This is a genomic window from Azospirillum sp. ST 5-10, from assembly GCF_051225715.1.
GTDB lineage: Bacteria > Pseudomonadota > Alphaproteobacteria > Azospirillales > Azospirillaceae > Azospirillum.
On the sequence record NZ_JBPJSP010000009.1, the window covers coordinates 141,039 to 156,559 of the forward strand.

General features: G+C 73.6%; 17 protein-coding genes. 10 read left to right on the top strand and 7 right to left on the bottom strand.

Translation table 11 applies throughout. From position 1 onward, the window contains the following. Positions 1-32: 32 nt before the first annotated feature. A complete protein-coding gene (locus ACSBPG_RS12980; protein ID WP_435537588.1) occupies positions 33-1,340 on the top strand; it encodes a hydroxyacid-oxoacid transhydrogenase in 1,308 nt (435 codons plus the stop codon). A 144-nt stretch (positions 1,341-1,484) separates the two neighbouring features. Here ACSBPG_RS12980 and ACSBPG_RS12985 read toward each other — a convergent pair whose 3' ends face one another. Then, entirely contained in the window at positions 1,485-2,249 is a 765-nt protein-coding gene (locus tag ACSBPG_RS12985) for an SDR family NAD(P)-dependent oxidoreductase (RefSeq protein WP_435537589.1), read from the bottom strand. Positions 2,250-2,408: 159 nt separating this feature from the next. On the opposite strand from ACSBPG_RS12985, the gene ACSBPG_RS12990 reads away from it, so the two are divergent. Then, on the top strand, positions 2,409-3,311 hold the full coding sequence (locus tag ACSBPG_RS12990; protein ID WP_435537590.1) for a LysR family transcriptional regulator: 903 nt from the start codon (positions 2,409-2,411) through the stop codon (positions 3,309-3,311). Between the two features lie 25 nt (positions 3,312-3,336). Here the strand turns inward: ACSBPG_RS12990 and ACSBPG_RS12995 are convergent, their stop codons facing one another. From ACSBPG_RS12995 to ACSBPG_RS13010, 4 genes are read right to left on the bottom strand one after another with little or no spacing between them, the layout of a single operon-like run. Beyond that, on the bottom strand, positions 3,337-4,395 hold the full coding sequence (locus tag ACSBPG_RS12995) for a DUF4340 domain-containing protein (protein WP_435537591.1): 1,059 nt from the start codon (positions 4,393-4,395) through the stop codon (positions 3,337-3,339). A 14-nt stretch (positions 4,396-4,409) separates the two neighbouring features. Beyond that, a complete protein-coding gene (locus ACSBPG_RS13000) occupies positions 4,410-6,329 on the bottom strand; it encodes a GldG family protein (protein WP_435537592.1) in 1,920 nt (639 codons plus the stop codon). A gap of 13 nt (positions 6,330-6,342) precedes the next feature. After that, complete coding sequence (locus ACSBPG_RS13005) at positions 6,343-7,080, bottom strand: ABC transporter permease subunit (RefSeq protein WP_435537593.1); 738 nt, start codon at positions 7,078-7,080, stop codon at positions 6,343-6,345. Continuing rightward, entirely contained in the window at positions 7,074-7,835 is a 762-nt protein-coding gene (locus ACSBPG_RS13010; protein WP_435537594.1) for an ABC transporter ATP-binding protein, read from the bottom strand. The genes ACSBPG_RS13005 and ACSBPG_RS13010 overlap by 7 nt, the downstream gene beginning before the upstream one ends. Positions 7,836-7,958: 123 nt before the next feature. Between ACSBPG_RS13010 and ACSBPG_RS13015 the strand changes: the two genes are divergently transcribed. Next, on the top strand, positions 7,959-8,459 hold the full coding sequence (locus tag ACSBPG_RS13015) for an SRPBCC family protein (RefSeq protein WP_435537595.1): 501 nt from the start codon (positions 7,959-7,961) through the stop codon (positions 8,457-8,459). A 12-nt stretch (positions 8,460-8,471) separates the two neighbouring features. On the opposite strand, the gene ACSBPG_RS13020 is transcribed toward ACSBPG_RS13015, so the two are convergent. Then, on the bottom strand, positions 8,472-9,728 hold the full coding sequence (locus tag ACSBPG_RS13020; RefSeq protein ID WP_435537596.1) for a hypothetical protein: 1,257 nt from the start codon (positions 9,726-9,728) through the stop codon (positions 8,472-8,474). A 179-nt stretch (positions 9,729-9,907) separates the two neighbouring features. On the opposite strand from ACSBPG_RS13020, the gene ACSBPG_RS13025 reads away from it, so the two are divergent. Both ACSBPG_RS13025 and ACSBPG_RS13030 read left to right on the top strand, forming a co-directional pair. Further along, positions 9,908-10,297 carry a winged helix-turn-helix domain-containing protein gene (locus ACSBPG_RS13025; RefSeq protein WP_435537597.1) on the top strand — a complete coding sequence of 130 codons (390 nt, stop codon included), beginning with the start codon at positions 9,908-9,910 and terminating at the stop codon, positions 10,295-10,297. Between the two features lie 61 nt (positions 10,298-10,358). Next, complete coding sequence (locus ACSBPG_RS13030; protein ID WP_435537598.1) at positions 10,359-10,901, top strand: nitrogen fixation protein NifQ; 543 nt, start codon at positions 10,359-10,361, stop codon at positions 10,899-10,901. Positions 10,902-10,910: 9 nt separating this feature from the next. On the opposite strand, the gene ACSBPG_RS13035 is transcribed toward ACSBPG_RS13030, so the two are convergent. After that, positions 10,911-11,573, bottom strand: coding sequence for an alpha/beta hydrolase (locus tag ACSBPG_RS13035; protein ID WP_435537599.1), 663 nt, complete (start codon positions 11,571-11,573; stop codon positions 10,911-10,913). A 248-nt stretch (positions 11,574-11,821) separates the two neighbouring features. Between ACSBPG_RS13035 and cysE the strand changes: the two genes are divergently transcribed. The 5 genes from cysE to ACSBPG_RS13060 all read left to right on the top strand — a co-directional run bounded on the left by cysE (position 11,822) and on the right by ACSBPG_RS13060 (position 15,477). Continuing rightward, positions 11,822-12,565, top strand: a complete 744-nt coding sequence (cysE, locus tag ACSBPG_RS13040) for a serine O-acetyltransferase (protein ID WP_435537600.1) — start codon at positions 11,822-11,824, stop codon at positions 12,563-12,565. A gap of 74 nt (positions 12,566-12,639) precedes the next feature. Further along, positions 12,640-13,125, top strand: coding sequence for an Rrf2 family transcriptional regulator (locus tag ACSBPG_RS13045; protein ID WP_435537601.1), 486 nt, complete (start codon positions 12,640-12,642; stop codon positions 13,123-13,125). A gap of 22 nt (positions 13,126-13,147) precedes the next feature. Then, a complete protein-coding gene (locus ACSBPG_RS13050) occupies positions 13,148-14,269 on the top strand; it encodes a cysteine desulfurase family protein (protein ID WP_435537602.1) in 1,122 nt (373 codons plus the stop codon). A gap of 161 nt (positions 14,270-14,430) precedes the next feature. Then, the gene (locus ACSBPG_RS13055; protein WP_435537603.1) at positions 14,431-15,087 is read left to right on the top strand and encodes a molecular chaperone DnaJ; all 657 of its coding nucleotides are present in this window, start codon (positions 14,431-14,433) and stop codon (positions 15,085-15,087) included. A gap of 57 nt (positions 15,088-15,144) precedes the next feature. Further along, positions 15,145-15,477, top strand: a complete 333-nt coding sequence (locus ACSBPG_RS13060) for a ferredoxin family 2Fe-2S iron-sulfur cluster binding protein (protein ID WP_435537604.1) — start codon at positions 15,145-15,147, stop codon at positions 15,475-15,477. Positions 15,478-15,521: the final 44 nt, after the last annotated feature.

Genomic DNA, 15,521 nt, shown 5'->3' on the forward strand with positions numbered 1-15,521 from the left:
TACGAACAATCGGCCACAGGGAGGATCGGATCATGACGGCAGCCAGCGCCTATCCCCTCGACCCGCTGGGCGAGCGGGGCTTCACCGTCGAAGCCGCGTCGATGAAGTTCGGCCCCGGCATGCTGGCCGAGCTCGGCCTGGATGCCCGCGCCCTCGGCATGCGCCGGGTGGCGCTGTTCACCGAACCCAACGTGATGGAGACCACCCCGTTCCACGTCGCCCTGGAGGGGCTGAACCAGGAGGGGCTGGAGGTCGGCATCTACCATCTCTGCCGCGTCGAGCCGACCAGCGAGAGCTTCCTCGATGCGGCGGCCTTCGCCCGCGACGGCAGCTTCGACGGCTTCGTGTCGATCGGCGGCGGCTCGGTCATCGACACCGCCAAGGCTGCCAACCTCTACGCCACCCACCCCGCCGACTTCCTGGCCTACGTCAACAGGCCGCTGGGCGAGGGACGGCCGGTGCCCGGCCCGATCAAGCCGCACATCGCCTGCCCGACGACCTGCGGCACCGGCAGCGAGACCACCGGTGTGGCGATCTTCGACCATGTCGAGCGCCGGGTGAAGACGGGCATCTCGTCGCGCCACCTGCGCCCCAGCCTGGCCGTGGTCGACCCCACCACCACCTACAGCCTGCCGGCCGGGGTGGTCGCCTCGACCGGCTTCGACGTGCTGACCCACGCCATCGAGTCGCACACCGCCCGGCCCTACCGGACGCGGCCGCGCCCCGCCGACCCGGCGGCCCGCCCGCCCTACCAGGGCGCCAACCCGTGGTCGGACATCGGCAGTCTGCAGGCGATCCGCCTCGGCGGCGCCTTCCTGGAGCGGGCGGTCGCCGATCCCCACGACCACGAGGCGCGCGACGCCCTGATGTTCGCCGCCACCCTGGCCGGCCTCGCCTTCGGCAACGCCGGCGTGCACGTGCCGCACGCCATGTCCTACTCGGTCGCCGGCATGAACCACAGCTTCCGCGCCGCCGGCTACGAGAAGGCGCCGGCGATGGTCCCGCACGGCCTGTCGGTGGTGCTGAACGCCCCCGCCGCCTTCCGCTTCACCGGACCGGCGGCCCCCGACGCCCATCGGCGGGCGGCCGAGGCGCTGGGCGCCGACCTGCGCGGCGTCGGCCCCGAGGAGGCCGGGGCGATGCTCGCCCACCGGCTGATCGCCCTGATGAAGGCGACCGGCCTGCCGAACGGCCTGTCGGCGCTGGGTTACGGCGAAGCGGACATCCCGGCGCTGGCGGACGGGGCGATGGCGCAGCAGCGCCTGCTGTCCATCGCCCCGCGGCCGGTCGACGCAGCCGATCTGCGGGGGCTGTACGCCGACGCCATGCGCTACTGGTGAAGCGCCGGGACCGGGCGGAACAGGCGGTCCCGGCGGCCGGCGGCGGCGATCATGCCGCCGTCAGCCGGCGGCGACGATCATGCCGCCGTCAGCCGGCGGCGACGATCATGCCGCCGTCAGCCGGCGGCGACGGTCATGCCGCCGTCAGCCGGCGGCGACGGTCATGCCGCCGTCGGCCATGACGACGGAACCGACGATGAAGCTTGCCCGGTCGGAGGCGAGGAAGGCGACGATCTCGGCGATCTCCTCGGGCCGGGCCGCCCGGCCGATGGGCGCCGCCTTGCCGTGTTCGGCGAGGAAGGCCGGGCCGTCCTCCATGAAATGGTTGAGGATGTTGGTGACGACGTCGCCGACGCCGATGGCGTTGACCCGGATGCCGTGCTCGATGGCTTCCAGCGCCAGCGTCCGGGTCAATTGCGCCAGCGCCCCCTTCGACGCGGTGTAGGCGGCGATCCCGGGGAAGGCGAAGTAGGACGCGTAGGAGGCGATGTTGACGATCGCCCCGCCGCCGCCCTGCGCCGTCATCGCCTTCACCGCCTCGCGCGAATGCAGGAAGGCGCCGGTGGCGTTGGTGGCGATGATGGCCTCCCAGTCCTCGCGGCTCGTTTCGACGACCGGCTTGTAGATGATCCGGCCGGCGTTGTTGACCAGCAGGTCGAGCCGGCCGAAGGTGTCGACGGCCAGGGCGACCGCGGCCTCGGCGCTGCCGTCGCGGGTGATGTCGGCGACCAGCGGCACCAGCCCCGGGCGCTTCAGCTCCGCGACCTCGGGGTCGACGTCCTCGGCCACCACGCGGGCGCCGCGGGCGTGCAGCAGCTCGACGATGGCGCGGCCGATGCCGCTGGCCGCGCCGGTGACCAGGGCCACCTTGCCTTCGACTTCGGTCACGGCGGATGAAAACGTGGACATGGCTGCCTCCTTGCGTGCGGGTCGTCCGGCGCCCGGGGGGCCGGCGGCCCGCCCTCGGCCGGTACCGGGAAGCTAGGCGGAAGGGCCGGCTGGAATAATCGGGCGAAACCTGAAAGGGTCATTCGGAAACGCCACAGAAATCCTTGGGAACACGCCGGCATGCGGGCCAACGGTCACAGCGATCTGCGCGCCTTCATCGCGGTCGCCGAACAGGGCAGCTTCTCCAGGGCGGCGGAACAACTGGGCCTGTCGCCGTCCTCGCTCAGCCAGATCATCCGCGGTCTCGAGGAGCGGCTGGGCGTCCGCCTGCTGCGCCGCACGACGCGCAGCGTCGGGCTGACCGACGCCGGCGAGCGCCTGCTGCTCCGGATCCGGCCGGCGCTGGCGGAACTCGACGCGGCGCTGGCCGACGTCGGGCACTTCCGGGACCGCCCCGCCGGCGTCGTGCGCGTCCGCTGCCTGAGGCTCGCCTTCCGGCACCACGTCGCGCCGATCCTTCCGGCCTTCCACGAGGCCTATCCCGCGGTCACGCTGGACATCCTCGTCGACGACGCGGTGGTCGACCTCGTCGCCACCGGATTCGACGTCGGCTTCACCCTCGGCGAGGTGATCGAGAAGGACATGATCGGCGTGCGGCTGGGCGACGATCTCCGGCAGATCGCGGTGGCGTCGCCCGCTTACGTCGCCGCCCACGGCCGGCCGCGGACGCCGAAGGACCTGCAGGCGCACAACTGCCTGCGCTGGCGCTGGCCGGGACGGACGACGCCCTACGCCTGGGAGTTCTTCCGCGACGGCTCCTGGCTGGAGGTGGCGGTGGACGGGCCATTGATCTTCAGCGAACAGCGCATGGCCATCGACGCCGCCGTCGCCGGGCTGGGCATCGCCTTCTGGGTCGAGCAGGAGGTGCGCCCGCTGATCGAGGCGGGCGCCCTCGTCCCCCTGCTCGAGGACTGGTCGAGCCCGTTTCCCGGGCTCTTCCTCTGCTATCCCCGGCAGCGCCAGATGGCGCCGGCGCTGCGCGCCTTCATCGACGTCGTGAAGGCGGGTGCGGGCAAGCGCTGACGCGCCCGTGCGGACGCCGGGCCGGCTACTTCGCCACGAAACCGGCCGGCGGCCGGCGGAAGCGGTCGGCGGTGGCGTCGAAGACGCGGTAGGCCCAGCCGGAGAAGCGGGCCTGCCACTCCGCCGCCTGCGCCTTCGCCGCCTCGGGCGTCAGCAGCGCCGGATTGGCGGCGCCGGCCGCCGCCTGCTCCGGATCGAAGGCGGCGGCGAAGGCGAGCCAGTTGGCGTCCTCGTGCACGGCGGTGCGCACCGTCAGCACCACCCCGTCGAAGGTGCGGACGATGGCGGTCGGGGCGTCGGCGAAGAGCCCCGGGTCGGCCCGCCGCACGTCCTCGAACGACAGGTAGGCCAGCGCCCCCGCCGTCTCGTCCACCGTGGACTGGCGCGGCGTCGTCCCCTCGGCCAGCCCGGTGACCGCGAAGTCCGCCGTCTGCGGATCGGGACGCGACAGGGTGACGACGGTCCCGTCGGACTGGCGGATCTCCACCGCCTTGACCCGGTCGCGCGGGATCTGCGGCATGGCGCGGTCGAGCCAGCGCAGCGGGTCGGTGTCGGGCGGCGCCAGGGAGGCCCGGGCCAGCCACGACTGCGCCGTATCGGGCTTGCGGACGTAGAGGGCGGTGCCGCCGCCGGGCGACGCCGCGGCCGTCTTGCCCACCAGCAGGGCGGCCAGCGGCTTGTCGTCGGCCCCGGACAGGGTGACGCCCACCGACGCGGCGCCCGGCCCCACCGGCTCCACGCCGATGCGCGGGTAGAGGTCGGGCAGCGCCGTGCGCGGCTCGACCGCCGTCATGCCGGCCAGCGCCACCACCAGGCTCTTCACCTGGTCGACGTCGGCGGCGTAGCCGTCCTTCTCCTGGACCATCCACGGCCCCTGCCCGGCCCGCGCCACCGTCACGGTGCCCTTCGAGGAGGTGATCTCCACCCGGGCGACGTCGTTGATCCGGTCCTCCAGATCGGGGAACAGCGGGCCGGCGGCCGGGGCGTCGACGACGCCGGCCGGCTTGCGGGTCACCGCCACGCCGGCCGCCGCCACGGTGAGGGCGGTCGCCACCGCCAGGATCGCCAGGGATCGCGTGCGCATGGGGAACCTCCTTCCTAGCGGTGGCTCAGCCGGGCGCGGCGGCGGGCCCGCCAGAACGCCAGGCCCAGCGCCAGCAGCGTGACCGCCACCGGCATGGCGACGATGTTGGCCGCCTTGACGGTGGCCGCCAGCCGCTCGATGTCGCGGTTGAGGGTGAGCTGCACCGCCCGCAGCTCCTTGCGGATGCGCACCACCTCGCCGCGGAAGCGGTCGATGGCGCCCTGCTCCTCGGCCGACAGCAGCGCCCCGGTGGGCGTCTTGGCCTTCCCCTGCAGGTCGGCGATGCGCTTTTCCGTCTCCTTCAGCTCGTTCTCCAGCTCCTGCTCGCGCACCAGCATCGCCTGGTTGGCGGCGCGGCGCAGGTCCTGCACCAGGGTGAAGGGCCGCCGCGAGCCGGCACGGCCGCGCAGGGAGATCAGGTCGGCCGAGCCCGACAGGTTCTCCACCGCGTTGACCACGAAGTCGCCGTTCCCGGCGAACGGCATCGCCGTCGGCTGGCCCAGCATCCGCTGGTCGTCGACCCAGAAGCGGTCCTCCAGCAGGTCGCTGTCAGCGACGACGATGAGGTTCGCCGGCTCCCGGCTGCGCGCCAGATGCTCCGCCGCGCCGGGCCGCTCGCCACCGCCGCCTTCGGCGGCGTCGCCCTGGGCGTCCTCGGCCTTGGGCGGACCGTCGGGGAACGCCGAGGCCAGGGTGCCGGAGACCCGCGCCGCCAGCACGCGGCGGCTGCCCTCGGCGCCCAGCGCAGCCGTCAGCTTCTCCGGCTCCGGCGGGCCGAGCAGGCGCATCACCGGCACCAGCTGGCCGGCCGGCGAGGAGGTCATCAGCGGCGTCAGGGTCGCCGTGCCCCCCTCCTTGAGGGCGAGGCTGCCGGCCGAGGCGACGTTGACCGTGCCGAGGTCGGCGGTCACCACGTCGTTGCGGTCGCGGTCCTCGTCGGTCAGCGACAGCCACGCCGGGTAGGGCACGGTGCGGCGGCCGGTGCTGACGGCGATGGCGCGCAGCGGATCGGCGACGAAGGTCGACGGGTCCATGGCGATGCCCCAGGCGTCGAACAGGGTGGGCAGGGCCGCCGTCCTGCCGGTCACCGGGTCGGGCATGCCGCCGGGGCCGGCGTCCAGGTCGCTCTCCGCCCACGGATCGACGAAGAAGACGGCGCGCCCGCCCTTCATCACGAACTGGTCGATGGCGTACAGGGTGCGCGGCGGCAGGTCCTTCGGCCGGGCCACCATCAGCACGTCGACGTCGTCGCCGACGGCCGCCGCATCCGGCGGCAGCATGCGCACGTCGAACAGCATGCGCAACGCCGACAGCACCGCGTAGGGCTGGGAACCGCCGCGCAGCGCCGCCGCCATGCCGCCGGGCCCGAACTCCAGCGGCATCGCCGTTAGGACGCCGACGACCGGCCGCTTGGGTGCGGCCAGCGCGTGGACGAGGCGGGTCAGGTCGTATTCGAGGAAGGCCTCCCGTTCCTGCTGGAAGAAGGGGATGACCTCCTGCCCGTCGGTGCTGTTGGTGCCGACCAGCCCGAAATAGATCTGCCGGCCCGAGCTGCGGTCCAGCGGCACGCCGGTGACGCCGGCCTCCACCGCACGCTCCTCGGCCTCCGACCAGGGCTCCGGGTCGACGATCTCCAGCCGCACCCGGCCGTCGGAGCGGCCGGCGTACTCCTCCAGCAGCTCGCGCACCCGCTGGCCGTAGGTGCGCAGCGCCGGCACCTCGCCGGCCAGCCGTTCGGAGAAGTAGAGGCGCAGGGTGACCGGCTCCCGCACCGCCGCCAGCACGTTCACGGTGCCGGGCGACAGGGTGTAGAGGCGGTCGGCGGTGAGGTCGAGGCGGGCGTGGCGCAGGGTGGCGCCGGCCAGCACGTTGACCGCCACGAACAGCACGGCGGCGAGCGCCAGGGACAGGAGGGAGATGGTCTTGCGGGTCATCGTCCGTCCTCCCTCAGCCGTCCTTGCGCAGGTCGACGACGACCGTGTTGGCGAACAGCCAGACGGCGATCAGCGAGGCGAAGAACACCAGGTCGCGCAGATCGATGACGCCGTCGATGATCGCCGAGAAGCGGCTGAGCAGGCTGAACGACGCCACCGCGTCCACCAGCACCTCGGGCGCCCAGCCCACCACCGCGTCGAGCACGATGGGGCTGCCCGCGACGGTGAACAGCAGGCACACCACGACGCCGACCACGAAGGCCACCACCTGGTTGCGGGTCAGCGCCGACAGGCAGGCGCTGATCGCCAGATAGCCGCCGGCCATCAGCAGGCTGCCGAGATAGCCCGCCAGCACCACCCCGTTGTCGGGATGGCCCAGCACGTTGACGGTGATCCAGGCCGGGAAGGTCAGCGCCAGCGCGATGGCGGTGAAGGCCCAGGCGGCGAGGAACTTGCCGACCACCACGCCGGCGAGGCCGACCGGCAGGGTCAGCAGCAGCTCGATGGTGCCGGACCGCCGCTCCTCGGCCCACAGGCGCATGGCGACGGCCGGCATCAGCACCACGTAGAGCCAGGGATGGAAGGCGAAGAACGGCTTCAGGTCGGCCTGCCCGCGCTCGAACAGGCCGCCGACATAGAAGGTCAGGATGCCCGCCAGCAGCAGGAAGCCGACGATGAACACCCAGGCGACGGGGGTGGCGAAGTAGCCCGCCAGCTCCCGCCGGAACACGGCGCCGGCACCGCTCAGCATGGCGCGGCCTCCGCCTCGGCGGCGCCCAGGGTGATGCGGCGGAACACCGCGTCGAGGCGGCCGGGCGCCGCCACGTGGGGCCCGAGGCGCCAGCCCTGCCCGGTCGGCTCGCCGTCGGCCAGGACGCGGCCGCCGGCGATGACGATGGCGCGGCTGCACACCGCCTCCACCTCCTCCAGGATGTGGGTGGAGATGACGATGGCCTTCTCCGCCGCCATGCTGCGGATCAGGGTGCGCACCTGGTGCTTCTGGTTGGGGTCGAGGCCGTCGGTCGGCTCGTCGAGGATCAGCACGTCGGGGTCGTGCAGGATCGCCTGGGCCAGCCCGACCCGCCGCTTGAAGCCCTTGGACAGGGTCTCGATGGGCTGGTGCAGGACGGGGCCCAGCGCCACCCGCTCCACCGCCCAGGCGACGCGCTCGCGCGCCGCGGCGCCGGCGAGGCCGCGCACCCCGGCGACGAAGGCGAGGAATCCCAGCGGCGTCATGTCGGGATAGGTGGGCGCGCCCTCCGGCAGGTAGCCGATGCGCCGGCGCGCCGCCAGCGGCTCGCTCTCGACGTCGAAGCCGCAGACGCGCACCTTGCCGGCGCTGGGCGTCAGGAAGCCGGTGATCATCTTCATCGTCGTCGACTTGCCGGCGCCGTTCGGTCCCAGGACGCCCAGGACCGTTCCGCGCTCGACCGCGAAGCTGACGCCGTCGACCGCGGTGAAGGCGCCGAAGCGCTTCACCAGGTTCTCGATCACGATCATCGCCATGCGAGGCCGTTCTCCTCCCTGTCCGAAACTTTCCTTCAGCGATCCGGGCCTAGCCCTACCGGGCGGGAAGCTCAAGCATCATTTTTTTCATGTTGGCGGACGCAGCCGCGGGAGGGGAACGGCATGGAACTGACGGGCAGCTACCGGATTCCGGCGCACCGCGAGCGGGTGTTCGCGGCGCTGTGCGACGCGCAGGTGCTGAAGTCCTGCGTGCCCGTGTGCGAGCACGTCACCCGCCTGTCGCGGACCGAGTACGCCGCCCGCGTGATGGCGCGCATCGGCCCGCTGAAGGTCGGATTCGACAGCCGCCTGACCGTCGATCCCGTCGACCCGCCGCGCTTCTACATCCTGGTCGGCGAAGGCCGCGGCGGTCTCGCCGGGATGGTCAAGGCGATGGCCCACGTCCGCCTGGAGGAGGCCGACGGCGGGCACACCCACCTCACCTACACCGCCACTGCCGACCTCGGCGGGCGGATCGCCGCCCTGGCCGGGCGGCTGGTGCGCTCCAGCGCCACCGGCTACGCCGACCGCTTCTTCGCCCGTTTCACCGAGGCCGTGCTCGCCTTCGAGTGGATCGACGAGCACGATGGGGGACCGGACGCCGCTCCGCCGCCCCGCCGCTGAGCCGTCAACCGTTCAGTGGCGGCCCAGGAGGCGGCCCAGGAGGCGGCCCAGGCGGATGAGGACGCCGGGGTGGGCCGCCGGTGCTGCCGCAGAGCGCGCCGCCGCCGCGGCGCACGCTTGGTCCGCGCGCGCCTGGTCCGCCAGCCAGAGCGCCTCGCGCTCCGCCGCGACAGCGTCCGCCGCCGCGCCCTGGAACAGCCGGACCCCGGCCGCCTCGCCCGCCGCCACGGCGGCGGCCGTGTCGCAACGCCACAGCGCCAGGCGGTCGGCTCCCAACCGCCCGGCGCCGGCGCGCAGCAGCGCCGGGGCGTCCTCGGCCGCGCTCCACAGGGTCTTGACGTAGGCCGCCGGCACGCCGCGCAGGTCGAGGGCCGGCAGCATCGCCAGCGGCACGTGGTCGATGGCCACCGCCATGCCGACGTCGGCGAGACGGGCGGCGGCGGCGACCACCCGGTCCGCCGACAGGCCGAGTTCCCAGGCGGCCAGCTCCGCCGTCATGCGCCGCCGCAGCTCGGCCGGAACGGCCCGCGCGAGGGCCGCGAAGCCGTCGTCGAGCACGGTGGCGGTGTGCAGGTCGAAGGCGTAGGAGCGCCCACTGCGCCAGCGGTCGAGGGCGACGTGGCGCAACAGGCCGCGGTCGAGCAGCGACGCCACCTCGTGACGCAGCCACGCGTCGCGGCGCAGCGGCAGGTCGAGCCGCGCCTCCAGCTCGTCCAGGGACACCGCCAACTCGGTCAGCCGCGGCTCCGGCCGCTGCGGGTCGGCGAAGGACCACAGCGTCTCCTCCCGCAGCAGGCTCTCCACGTCGGCGCCGCGCAGCACCCGCTCCACCGCCAGAACCTGGTCGAGCGCCGCCGTCGGCGCCCGGTCCGCCGCGGCGACCAGGCGCATCCGCCCGTCCGCCCCCGGCGGCGTCACGGCGCCGACCAGCCGGTCCAGGTCCGCGGGCAGGTCGTAGGCGGCGAACCGCATCGTCCCGAAGCCGTGCACCCGCAGCATCTGCGCCAGCGCCTTCGCCCCGCCCTCCAGCAGCGGCGCCGCCTCCGCCGCGGCGAGGATGAGCAGGCGCCGCTCCGGCAGCTGGAACACCTCGCGCGGGCGGCCGCCCAGCCAGCTTTCGAGATAATGGTCGAGGGTGAGCGCGAAGCGCGGGTCGGCGCCGTGCTCCACTTCCCGCAGATCGGCCAGCAGGCCCGTCCGCGGCTGCGGTTCGTCGCGCAACGCGGCGAGCCGCGCCAGCAGGGCATGCCCGACGGCGGCCTCCGCCATGCCGCACCTCCCAGCCTCCGGGCCCGCCGCCATCGATCGCGGCGGGGTTGGAGTCTGATCCCGTTCGCCTTGCGCAGCAAGGCGCGAATCCGCGCGGCCGCGGACGACATTGTCCCTTGTCTCGCCGACCCGGCGGGCCGACCATGGCGACGATGGCAACCGCACCGGAAGACGCGCGGATGGACGAAACGGACGACGACGGCCACAGCCGCGGCACGCTGCGGCTGCGCATCCTGTACGCCGGCGGCTCCATCGGGCCGGGCAAGGTCCGCCTCCTGGAAGGCGTCCGCCGGACGGGATCGATCTCCGCCGCGGCGCGCGCGGTGGACATGCCGTTCCGGCGGGCCTGGCAGCTCATCGACACGATGCACCGGGTGTTCCGCGATCCGGTGGTCAAGGCCAGCGCCGGCGGCCGCGCCGGCGGCGGCGCGGAGCTGACGCCGCTCGGCGAGGAGCTGGTGGAGCGCTACCGCGCCATGGAGCGCGCCGCCCTGGAGGCCGCCGGACCGCACATGGCGCGCCTCGATTCCCTGACCCGGCCGCCCCCCGAACCGGAACAGGACACTTGAAAAGAGCCGGCGGACCTGGGCGAAATGAGGGGCTCATGCTGCACCGCCGAAGGACGCTGCCATGCCCCAGCCCGCCCTCGCCGCCGAGCCGCCGTCGCAGTACCCGGACTCCCTGCTGTTCGCCCGCATCCTCGGCCACGCCGCCGCCGAGCGGGACCGGCCGCTGACCGCCGCCCTCGGCCTGACGCGCGGCGCCCTGGCCGCCCTGGCGGCGCGCCACGCGCCGGGCCTCGTGCCCTGGATCGCCGCCCTGCCCGCCGGCACCGGCCCCGGCGAGGACGAGTTGGAGGAGGCCGACCTGCGCGCCTTCATCCTTGAGCACCGAGCCGGCGTGGGAGACGAGGAGGAATGGCTGGCCGCCATCGTCGCCCGCCGCAGCCTGGAGGCCCGCCATCTCTGGCAGGACATGGGCTTCGCCAGCCGGCGCGAGCTGAACGCCATGTTCCGCCGGCATTTTCCGGCGCTGGTGGCGCTCAACGCCGGCGACATGAAGTGGAAGAAGTTCTTCTACCGCCAGCTCTGCTCGCGGGAGGGCTTCCTGCTCTGCAAGTCGCCGAACTGCGAGCAGTGCGACGACCGCGCCGCCTGCTTCGCCACGGGCTGAGCGCCGCCGCTATTCGGCGACGGCGGCCAGCGGGTTGCCGAGCGCGCGGTCGAGATAATCGTCGACCTCGCGCGCCAGCTCGTCGGTGCGGTTGAGGAAATAGTGGTTGGCGCCGACGACGGTGCGGTGATCGATGCGGATGTCGCGCTGCACCGACAGCTTGGTCACCAGCTTCTGCACGGCCGGCTGCGGCACCACCTCGTCACGGTCGCCGTTGACGATCAGGCCGGACGACGGGCACGGCGCCAGGAAGGAGAAGTCGAAGCGGTTCACCGGCGGCGACACGGCGACGAAGCCGTCGATCTCCGGCCGGCGCATCAGCAGCTGCATGCCGATCCAGGACCCGAAGGACACCCCGGCGATCCAGCACAGCGCCGCGTTCGGGTTGTAGGTCTGCAGCCAGTCCAGCGCGGCGGCGGCGTCGGCCAGCTCGCCCTCGCCCTTGTCGAAGCAGCCCTGGCTGCGGCCGACCCCCCGGAAGTTGAAGCGCAGCACCGAGTGGCCGCGCTTCACGAAGGCCTGGAACAGCGTGTAGACCACCTTGTTGCTCATGGTCCCGCCGTGCTGCGGATGCGGGTGCAGCATCAGGGCGACCGGCGCGTTCGGGGTCTTGCCGTGGACGTAGCGTCCCTCCAGGCGGCCGGCGGGGCCGTTAATCATCACTTCAGGCATAGGGGCGACGATCCTGACGCGAACCGGGACAAACACGAACCACTCCGCGGGCGGCGCCCGCGGTGCCGGACAAGCTAATGTGGTTGCGCGCTCCAGGCCACGTTTTTTGTGAATCCAATTCTTGACCGTTTTGCTTGGTCATCATATATGCGTCGGTATGTCGTCCGGGGCAACCCGCGCAACCGGAGAGGCTGGGGCTCGTACCGATCCTGAGAGAGAGCGCGGACTATACCACGGCGGGTGAGTCGGTGTTCAAGCATCTTCGCGAAGAAATCGACGGAATCGTGGCCCGGGACCCGGCCGCGACGTCGCGGCTGGAGGTGGCGCTGTGCTACCCCGGGCTGCACGCGCTGCTTGCCCACCGCATCGCCCACTATTTCTGGAAACGGGGCTGGACCCTGCCGGCGCGGCTGGTGTCGCAGACGGCGCGGGCGCTGACCGGCATCGAGATCCATCCCGCCGCCACCATCGGCCGGCGCTTCTTCATCGACCACGGCATGGGCGTCGTCATCGGCGAGACCGCCGAGATCGGCGACGACGTCATGCTCTATCACGGGGTGACGCTCGGCGGCACCTCGCTGCACCCGGGCAAGCGCCATCCCACCCTGGAGGACGGGGTCATCGTCGGCGCCGGCGCCAAGATCCTCGGCGGCATCACCGTGGGCGCGGGGGCGCGGGTGGGCGCCAACGCCGTGGTGGTCGCCGCCGTCCCGCCGGGGGTGACGGTGGTCGGCATCCCGGCCCGCGTCGTGGTGCCGCGCGACAAGGCCGACGCGGCGAAGTTCCTTCCCTACGGCACGCCGTGCGGCGACATCCCCGACCCGGTGGCGCGCGCCCTCTCCGGCCTGCTCGACCAGGTGCAGAGCCTGCGCCAGCGGGTCGAAGAGCTGGAACAGGCGCGCCCCGGCGATCGCCTGGGCCACGACGGCGAACCGGCGGACGGCGACGGGCCGGGACGCGAGCGGCACCCGGCGCCGGCCGGCCCCTGTTGACACGAACCGGCTCCGCCGCGGCGGAGCCAGGCTGGCCGCGTCCAGGGTGCCGGCCCGGAGAAAGGGAGAGAGACATGAGACTGAGCACCAAGGGACGCTACGCCGTCATGGCGATGGTCGATCTCGCCGCCAACAGCAACGGTCATCCCGTGGCGCTGGCCGACATCGCCGAACGCCAGGAGATCTCTCTGTCCTACCTCGAGCAGCTGTTCGCCAAGCTGCGCAAGGGCGGCCTGGTGAAGAGCGTGCGCGGCCCCGGCGGCGGCTACCTGCTGGCGCACACCGCCGACGCCACCCGCATCTCCGACATCATCCTGGCGGTGGACGAGCCGATCCGCACGACCCGCTGCGCCAACATCACCCCGCAGGGCTGCCGCACCAACCGCTCGCGCTGCCTGACCCACGACCTGTGGGAGGAGCTGGGCAACCAGATCCACATGTATCTCAGCTCGGTCACCGTCGCCGACGTGGTCGAGCGCCGGGTGATCGGCTCCAGCATCCTCGCCGGCAAGCTGGCCGGCGCGGCGGAGTCCGGGAACGCCGCCGTCGCGGCGGAATGACCGGGGGCGCCCCTTCCCGACGATGCCGTCTCCCGTCTATCTGGACCACAACGCCTCGGCGCCGCTGAGACCCGCCGTCAGGGCGGCGATCGCCGGGGCGCTCGACCTCGTCGGCAATCCCTCGTCGGTCCATGGCCACGGGCGCGCCGCGCGCCGGGCGGTCGAGGACGCCCGTGCCGCGGTCGCCGCCCTGGCCGGCGCCGCGCCGGCGCGCGTGCTGTTCACCGGCAGCGGGACGGAGGCCAACAACCTGGCCCTGCGCGGCTTCCCCGGCCGCCGCGTCCTGGTCTCGGCGATCGAGCACGATTCGGTGCTGGCGGCCGAACCCGGCGCCGAGCGGCTGCCGGTGCGCCAGGACGGCGTCGTCGACCTGGCGGCCCTGGAGGCCCGTCTCGACGCCGCCGGGCCGGCGCTGGTGTCGCTGATGCTGGTCAACAACGAGACCGGCGTGGTCCAGCCGGTGGCCGAGGCGGCGGCGCTGGTCCACGCCCGCGGCGGCCTCGTGCACACCGACGCGGTGCAGGCGGCGGGACGTCTGCCCCTGTCCATGGCGGCGCTGGGGGCCGACCTGATGACCCTGTCGGCCCATAAGATCGGCGGCCCGGCCGGAGCCGGCGCGCTGGTGCTGGCCGAGGGGCTGGAGCCGGAACCGATCCTGCGCGGCGGCGGACAGGAACGGCGCCGCCGCGCCGGGACCGAGAACCTGATCGGGCTGGTCGGATTCGGCGCCGCCGCGGCGCTGGCCCGCGTCGAGGCGGCGGAGCCCGGCCGCACCGCCCTGCTGGCGGCGCTGCGCGACGCCCTGGAGGAGCGGGCGCAGGCGGCGGTGCCGCAGGCGCGCGTGTTCGGCGCCGCGGCGCCGCGCGTCGCCAACACCAGCTGCCTCGCCCTGCCCGGCGTGCCGGCGCAGACGCAGATGATGGCGCTCGACCTCGCCGGGGTGTCGGTGGGGACCGGCGCCGCCTGCTCCAGCGGGACGGTCAAGGCCTCGCACGTGTTGACCGCCATGGGCGCGGGCGACGCCGCCGCGGGGTCGGCCGTCCGCGTCAGCCTCGGCTGGACCAGCACGGCGGCGGACGTGGAGCGCTTCCTCGACGCCTGGACGGCGATGGCGCGGCGCCTGGCGCCCGGCGGTGCGGCCTGACCCGCGCCGCCGCCGGTGCCGCCGATCGTCATTCCCGATCGTGACCGTTGCGTCGCGCCGCCGATGCCGGTATGACGCGCCGGAACGGGCGCAGGGTCGTGCCGCGACGACCAGGGGTGGGAACGACCGTACGGAAATGAACGCGTCCAGGTGAACCGACCATGAGCGAATCGGGAAAGGGCACTGGCGGCCCGCGCATCGCCGGCACCATCGACGGCGACCTGCACCCGTGCTGGCTGTGCGGCCGCTCGGTGGCGGCGCGCGCTCTGTTCTGCCACGGCTGCGGCGCCGTGCAGCCGCCGGCGGCACTCGACCATTTCACCCGGCTGGGGCTGGAGCGCCGCTTCGACATCGACCTGGAGCAGCTCGCCCGCCAGCACGCCGGCCTGTCCCGCGCCCTGACGCCGGAGCGGTTCGTCGCCCGCGGCGTCCGCCAGCAGTCCAACGCCGCCGCCCAGGCCGAGGCGCTGGCCGAGGCCCACGCGGTGCTGCGCGACCCGGTGCGCCGCGCCCGCTACCTGCTGGAGCTGCTGGGCGGCGACCGCATCGAGAACGATCCCGGCACGGCGCCCGAGGAATCGGAGCTGCGCGCCCGCCTCGACGCCGCCGCCGCCGACCCGGACGCCGGCGCCGCCGCGATGGACCGGGTGGCCCACGAGGTGGCGCAGCGCATCGAGGGCTGCATCCGCGAACTGGCGCACGCCTTCCGCACCGGCCTGACCGGTGCCGCGGCACGGGTGCTGGCGCGGCTGGAGGCGCTGGAGGCGGTCGCCGCCGACGCCCGCGCCCGGCGCGCCCGCCGTGCCCCGCCGGCCTGACCCGCCGCCCCGCCCTTTTCCGACCATCGAACCGCCTACCAGGGAGTCCCGACACCGATGCCCAAGATGACCTTCATCGAACCCGACGGCGCCCGCCGCGACGTGGACGCTCCGCTCGGCCTGTCCGTGCTGGAGATCGCCCACAAGCACGGGCTCGACCTGGAGGGTGCCTGCGAAGGGTCCCTCGCCTGCTCGACCTGCCACGTCATCGTCGAACCGCAGTGGTACGACGTGCTGAACGAGGCCAGCGAGGAGGAGGAGGACATGCTCGACCTCGCCTTCGGCCTGACCAAGACGTCGCGCCTCGGCTGCCAGATCATCATGACCGAGGAGCTGGACGGCCTGACCGTGCGCCTGCCCGGCGGCTCCCGCAACGCCATGGGCGGCTGAGGCGCCGCCCGGCGCCGCGCCGCCGGGCCCGGCCGTGCTTGTCG

What these genes read in the sequence shown, in the direction of transcription:
- ACSBPG_RS13060 (WP_435537604.1), top strand. Translation starts at nt 15,145, where the DNA reads ATGCCCAAGATGACCTTCATCGAACCCGACGGCGCCCGCCGCGACGTG.
- ACSBPG_RS13055 (WP_435537603.1), top strand. Translation starts at nt 14,431, where the DNA reads ATGAGCGAATCGGGAAAGGGCACTGGCGGCCCGCGCATCGCCGGCACC.
- ACSBPG_RS13000 (WP_435537592.1), bottom strand. Translation starts at nt 6,329, where the DNA reads ATGACCCGCAAGACCATCTCCCTCCTGTCCCTGGCGCTCGCCGCCGTG.
- ACSBPG_RS13030 (WP_435537598.1), top strand. Translation starts at nt 10,359, where the DNA reads ATGCCCCAGCCCGCCCTCGCCGCCGAGCCGCCGTCGCAGTACCCGGAC.
- ACSBPG_RS13035 (WP_435537599.1), bottom strand. Translation starts at nt 11,573, where the DNA reads ATGCCTGAAGTGATGATTAACGGCCCCGCCGGCCGCCTGGAGGGACGC.
- ACSBPG_RS12985 (WP_435537589.1), bottom strand. Translation starts at nt 2,249, where the DNA reads ATGTCCACGTTTTCATCCGCCGTGACCGAAGTCGAAGGCAAGGTGGCC.
- ACSBPG_RS12995 (WP_435537591.1), bottom strand. Translation starts at nt 4,395, where the DNA reads ATGCGCACGCGATCCCTGGCGATCCTGGCGGTGGCGACCGCCCTCACC.
- ACSBPG_RS12990 (WP_435537590.1), top strand. Translation starts at nt 2,409, where the DNA reads ATGCGGGCCAACGGTCACAGCGATCTGCGCGCCTTCATCGCGGTCGCC.
- ACSBPG_RS13025 (WP_435537597.1), top strand. Translation starts at nt 9,908, where the DNA reads ATGGACGAAACGGACGACGACGGCCACAGCCGCGGCACGCTGCGGCTG.
- ACSBPG_RS13010 (WP_435537594.1), bottom strand. Translation starts at nt 7,835, where the DNA reads ATGGCGATGATCGTGATCGAGAACCTGGTGAAGCGCTTCGGCGCCTTC.
- ACSBPG_RS13050 (WP_435537602.1), top strand. Translation starts at nt 13,148, where the DNA reads ATGCCGTCTCCCGTCTATCTGGACCACAACGCCTCGGCGCCGCTGAGA.
- ACSBPG_RS13020 (WP_435537596.1), bottom strand. Translation starts at nt 9,728, where the DNA reads ATGGCGGAGGCCGCCGTCGGGCATGCCCTGCTGGCGCGGCTCGCCGCG.
- ACSBPG_RS12980 (WP_435537588.1), top strand. Translation starts at nt 33, where the DNA reads ATGACGGCAGCCAGCGCCTATCCCCTCGACCCGCTGGGCGAGCGGGGC.
- ACSBPG_RS13045 (WP_435537601.1), top strand. Translation starts at nt 12,640, where the DNA reads ATGAGACTGAGCACCAAGGGACGCTACGCCGTCATGGCGATGGTCGAT.
- ACSBPG_RS13015 (WP_435537595.1), top strand. Translation starts at nt 7,959, where the DNA reads ATGGAACTGACGGGCAGCTACCGGATTCCGGCGCACCGCGAGCGGGTG.
- ACSBPG_RS13005 (WP_435537593.1), bottom strand. Translation starts at nt 7,080, where the DNA reads ATGCTGAGCGGTGCCGGCGCCGTGTTCCGGCGGGAGCTGGCGGGCTAC.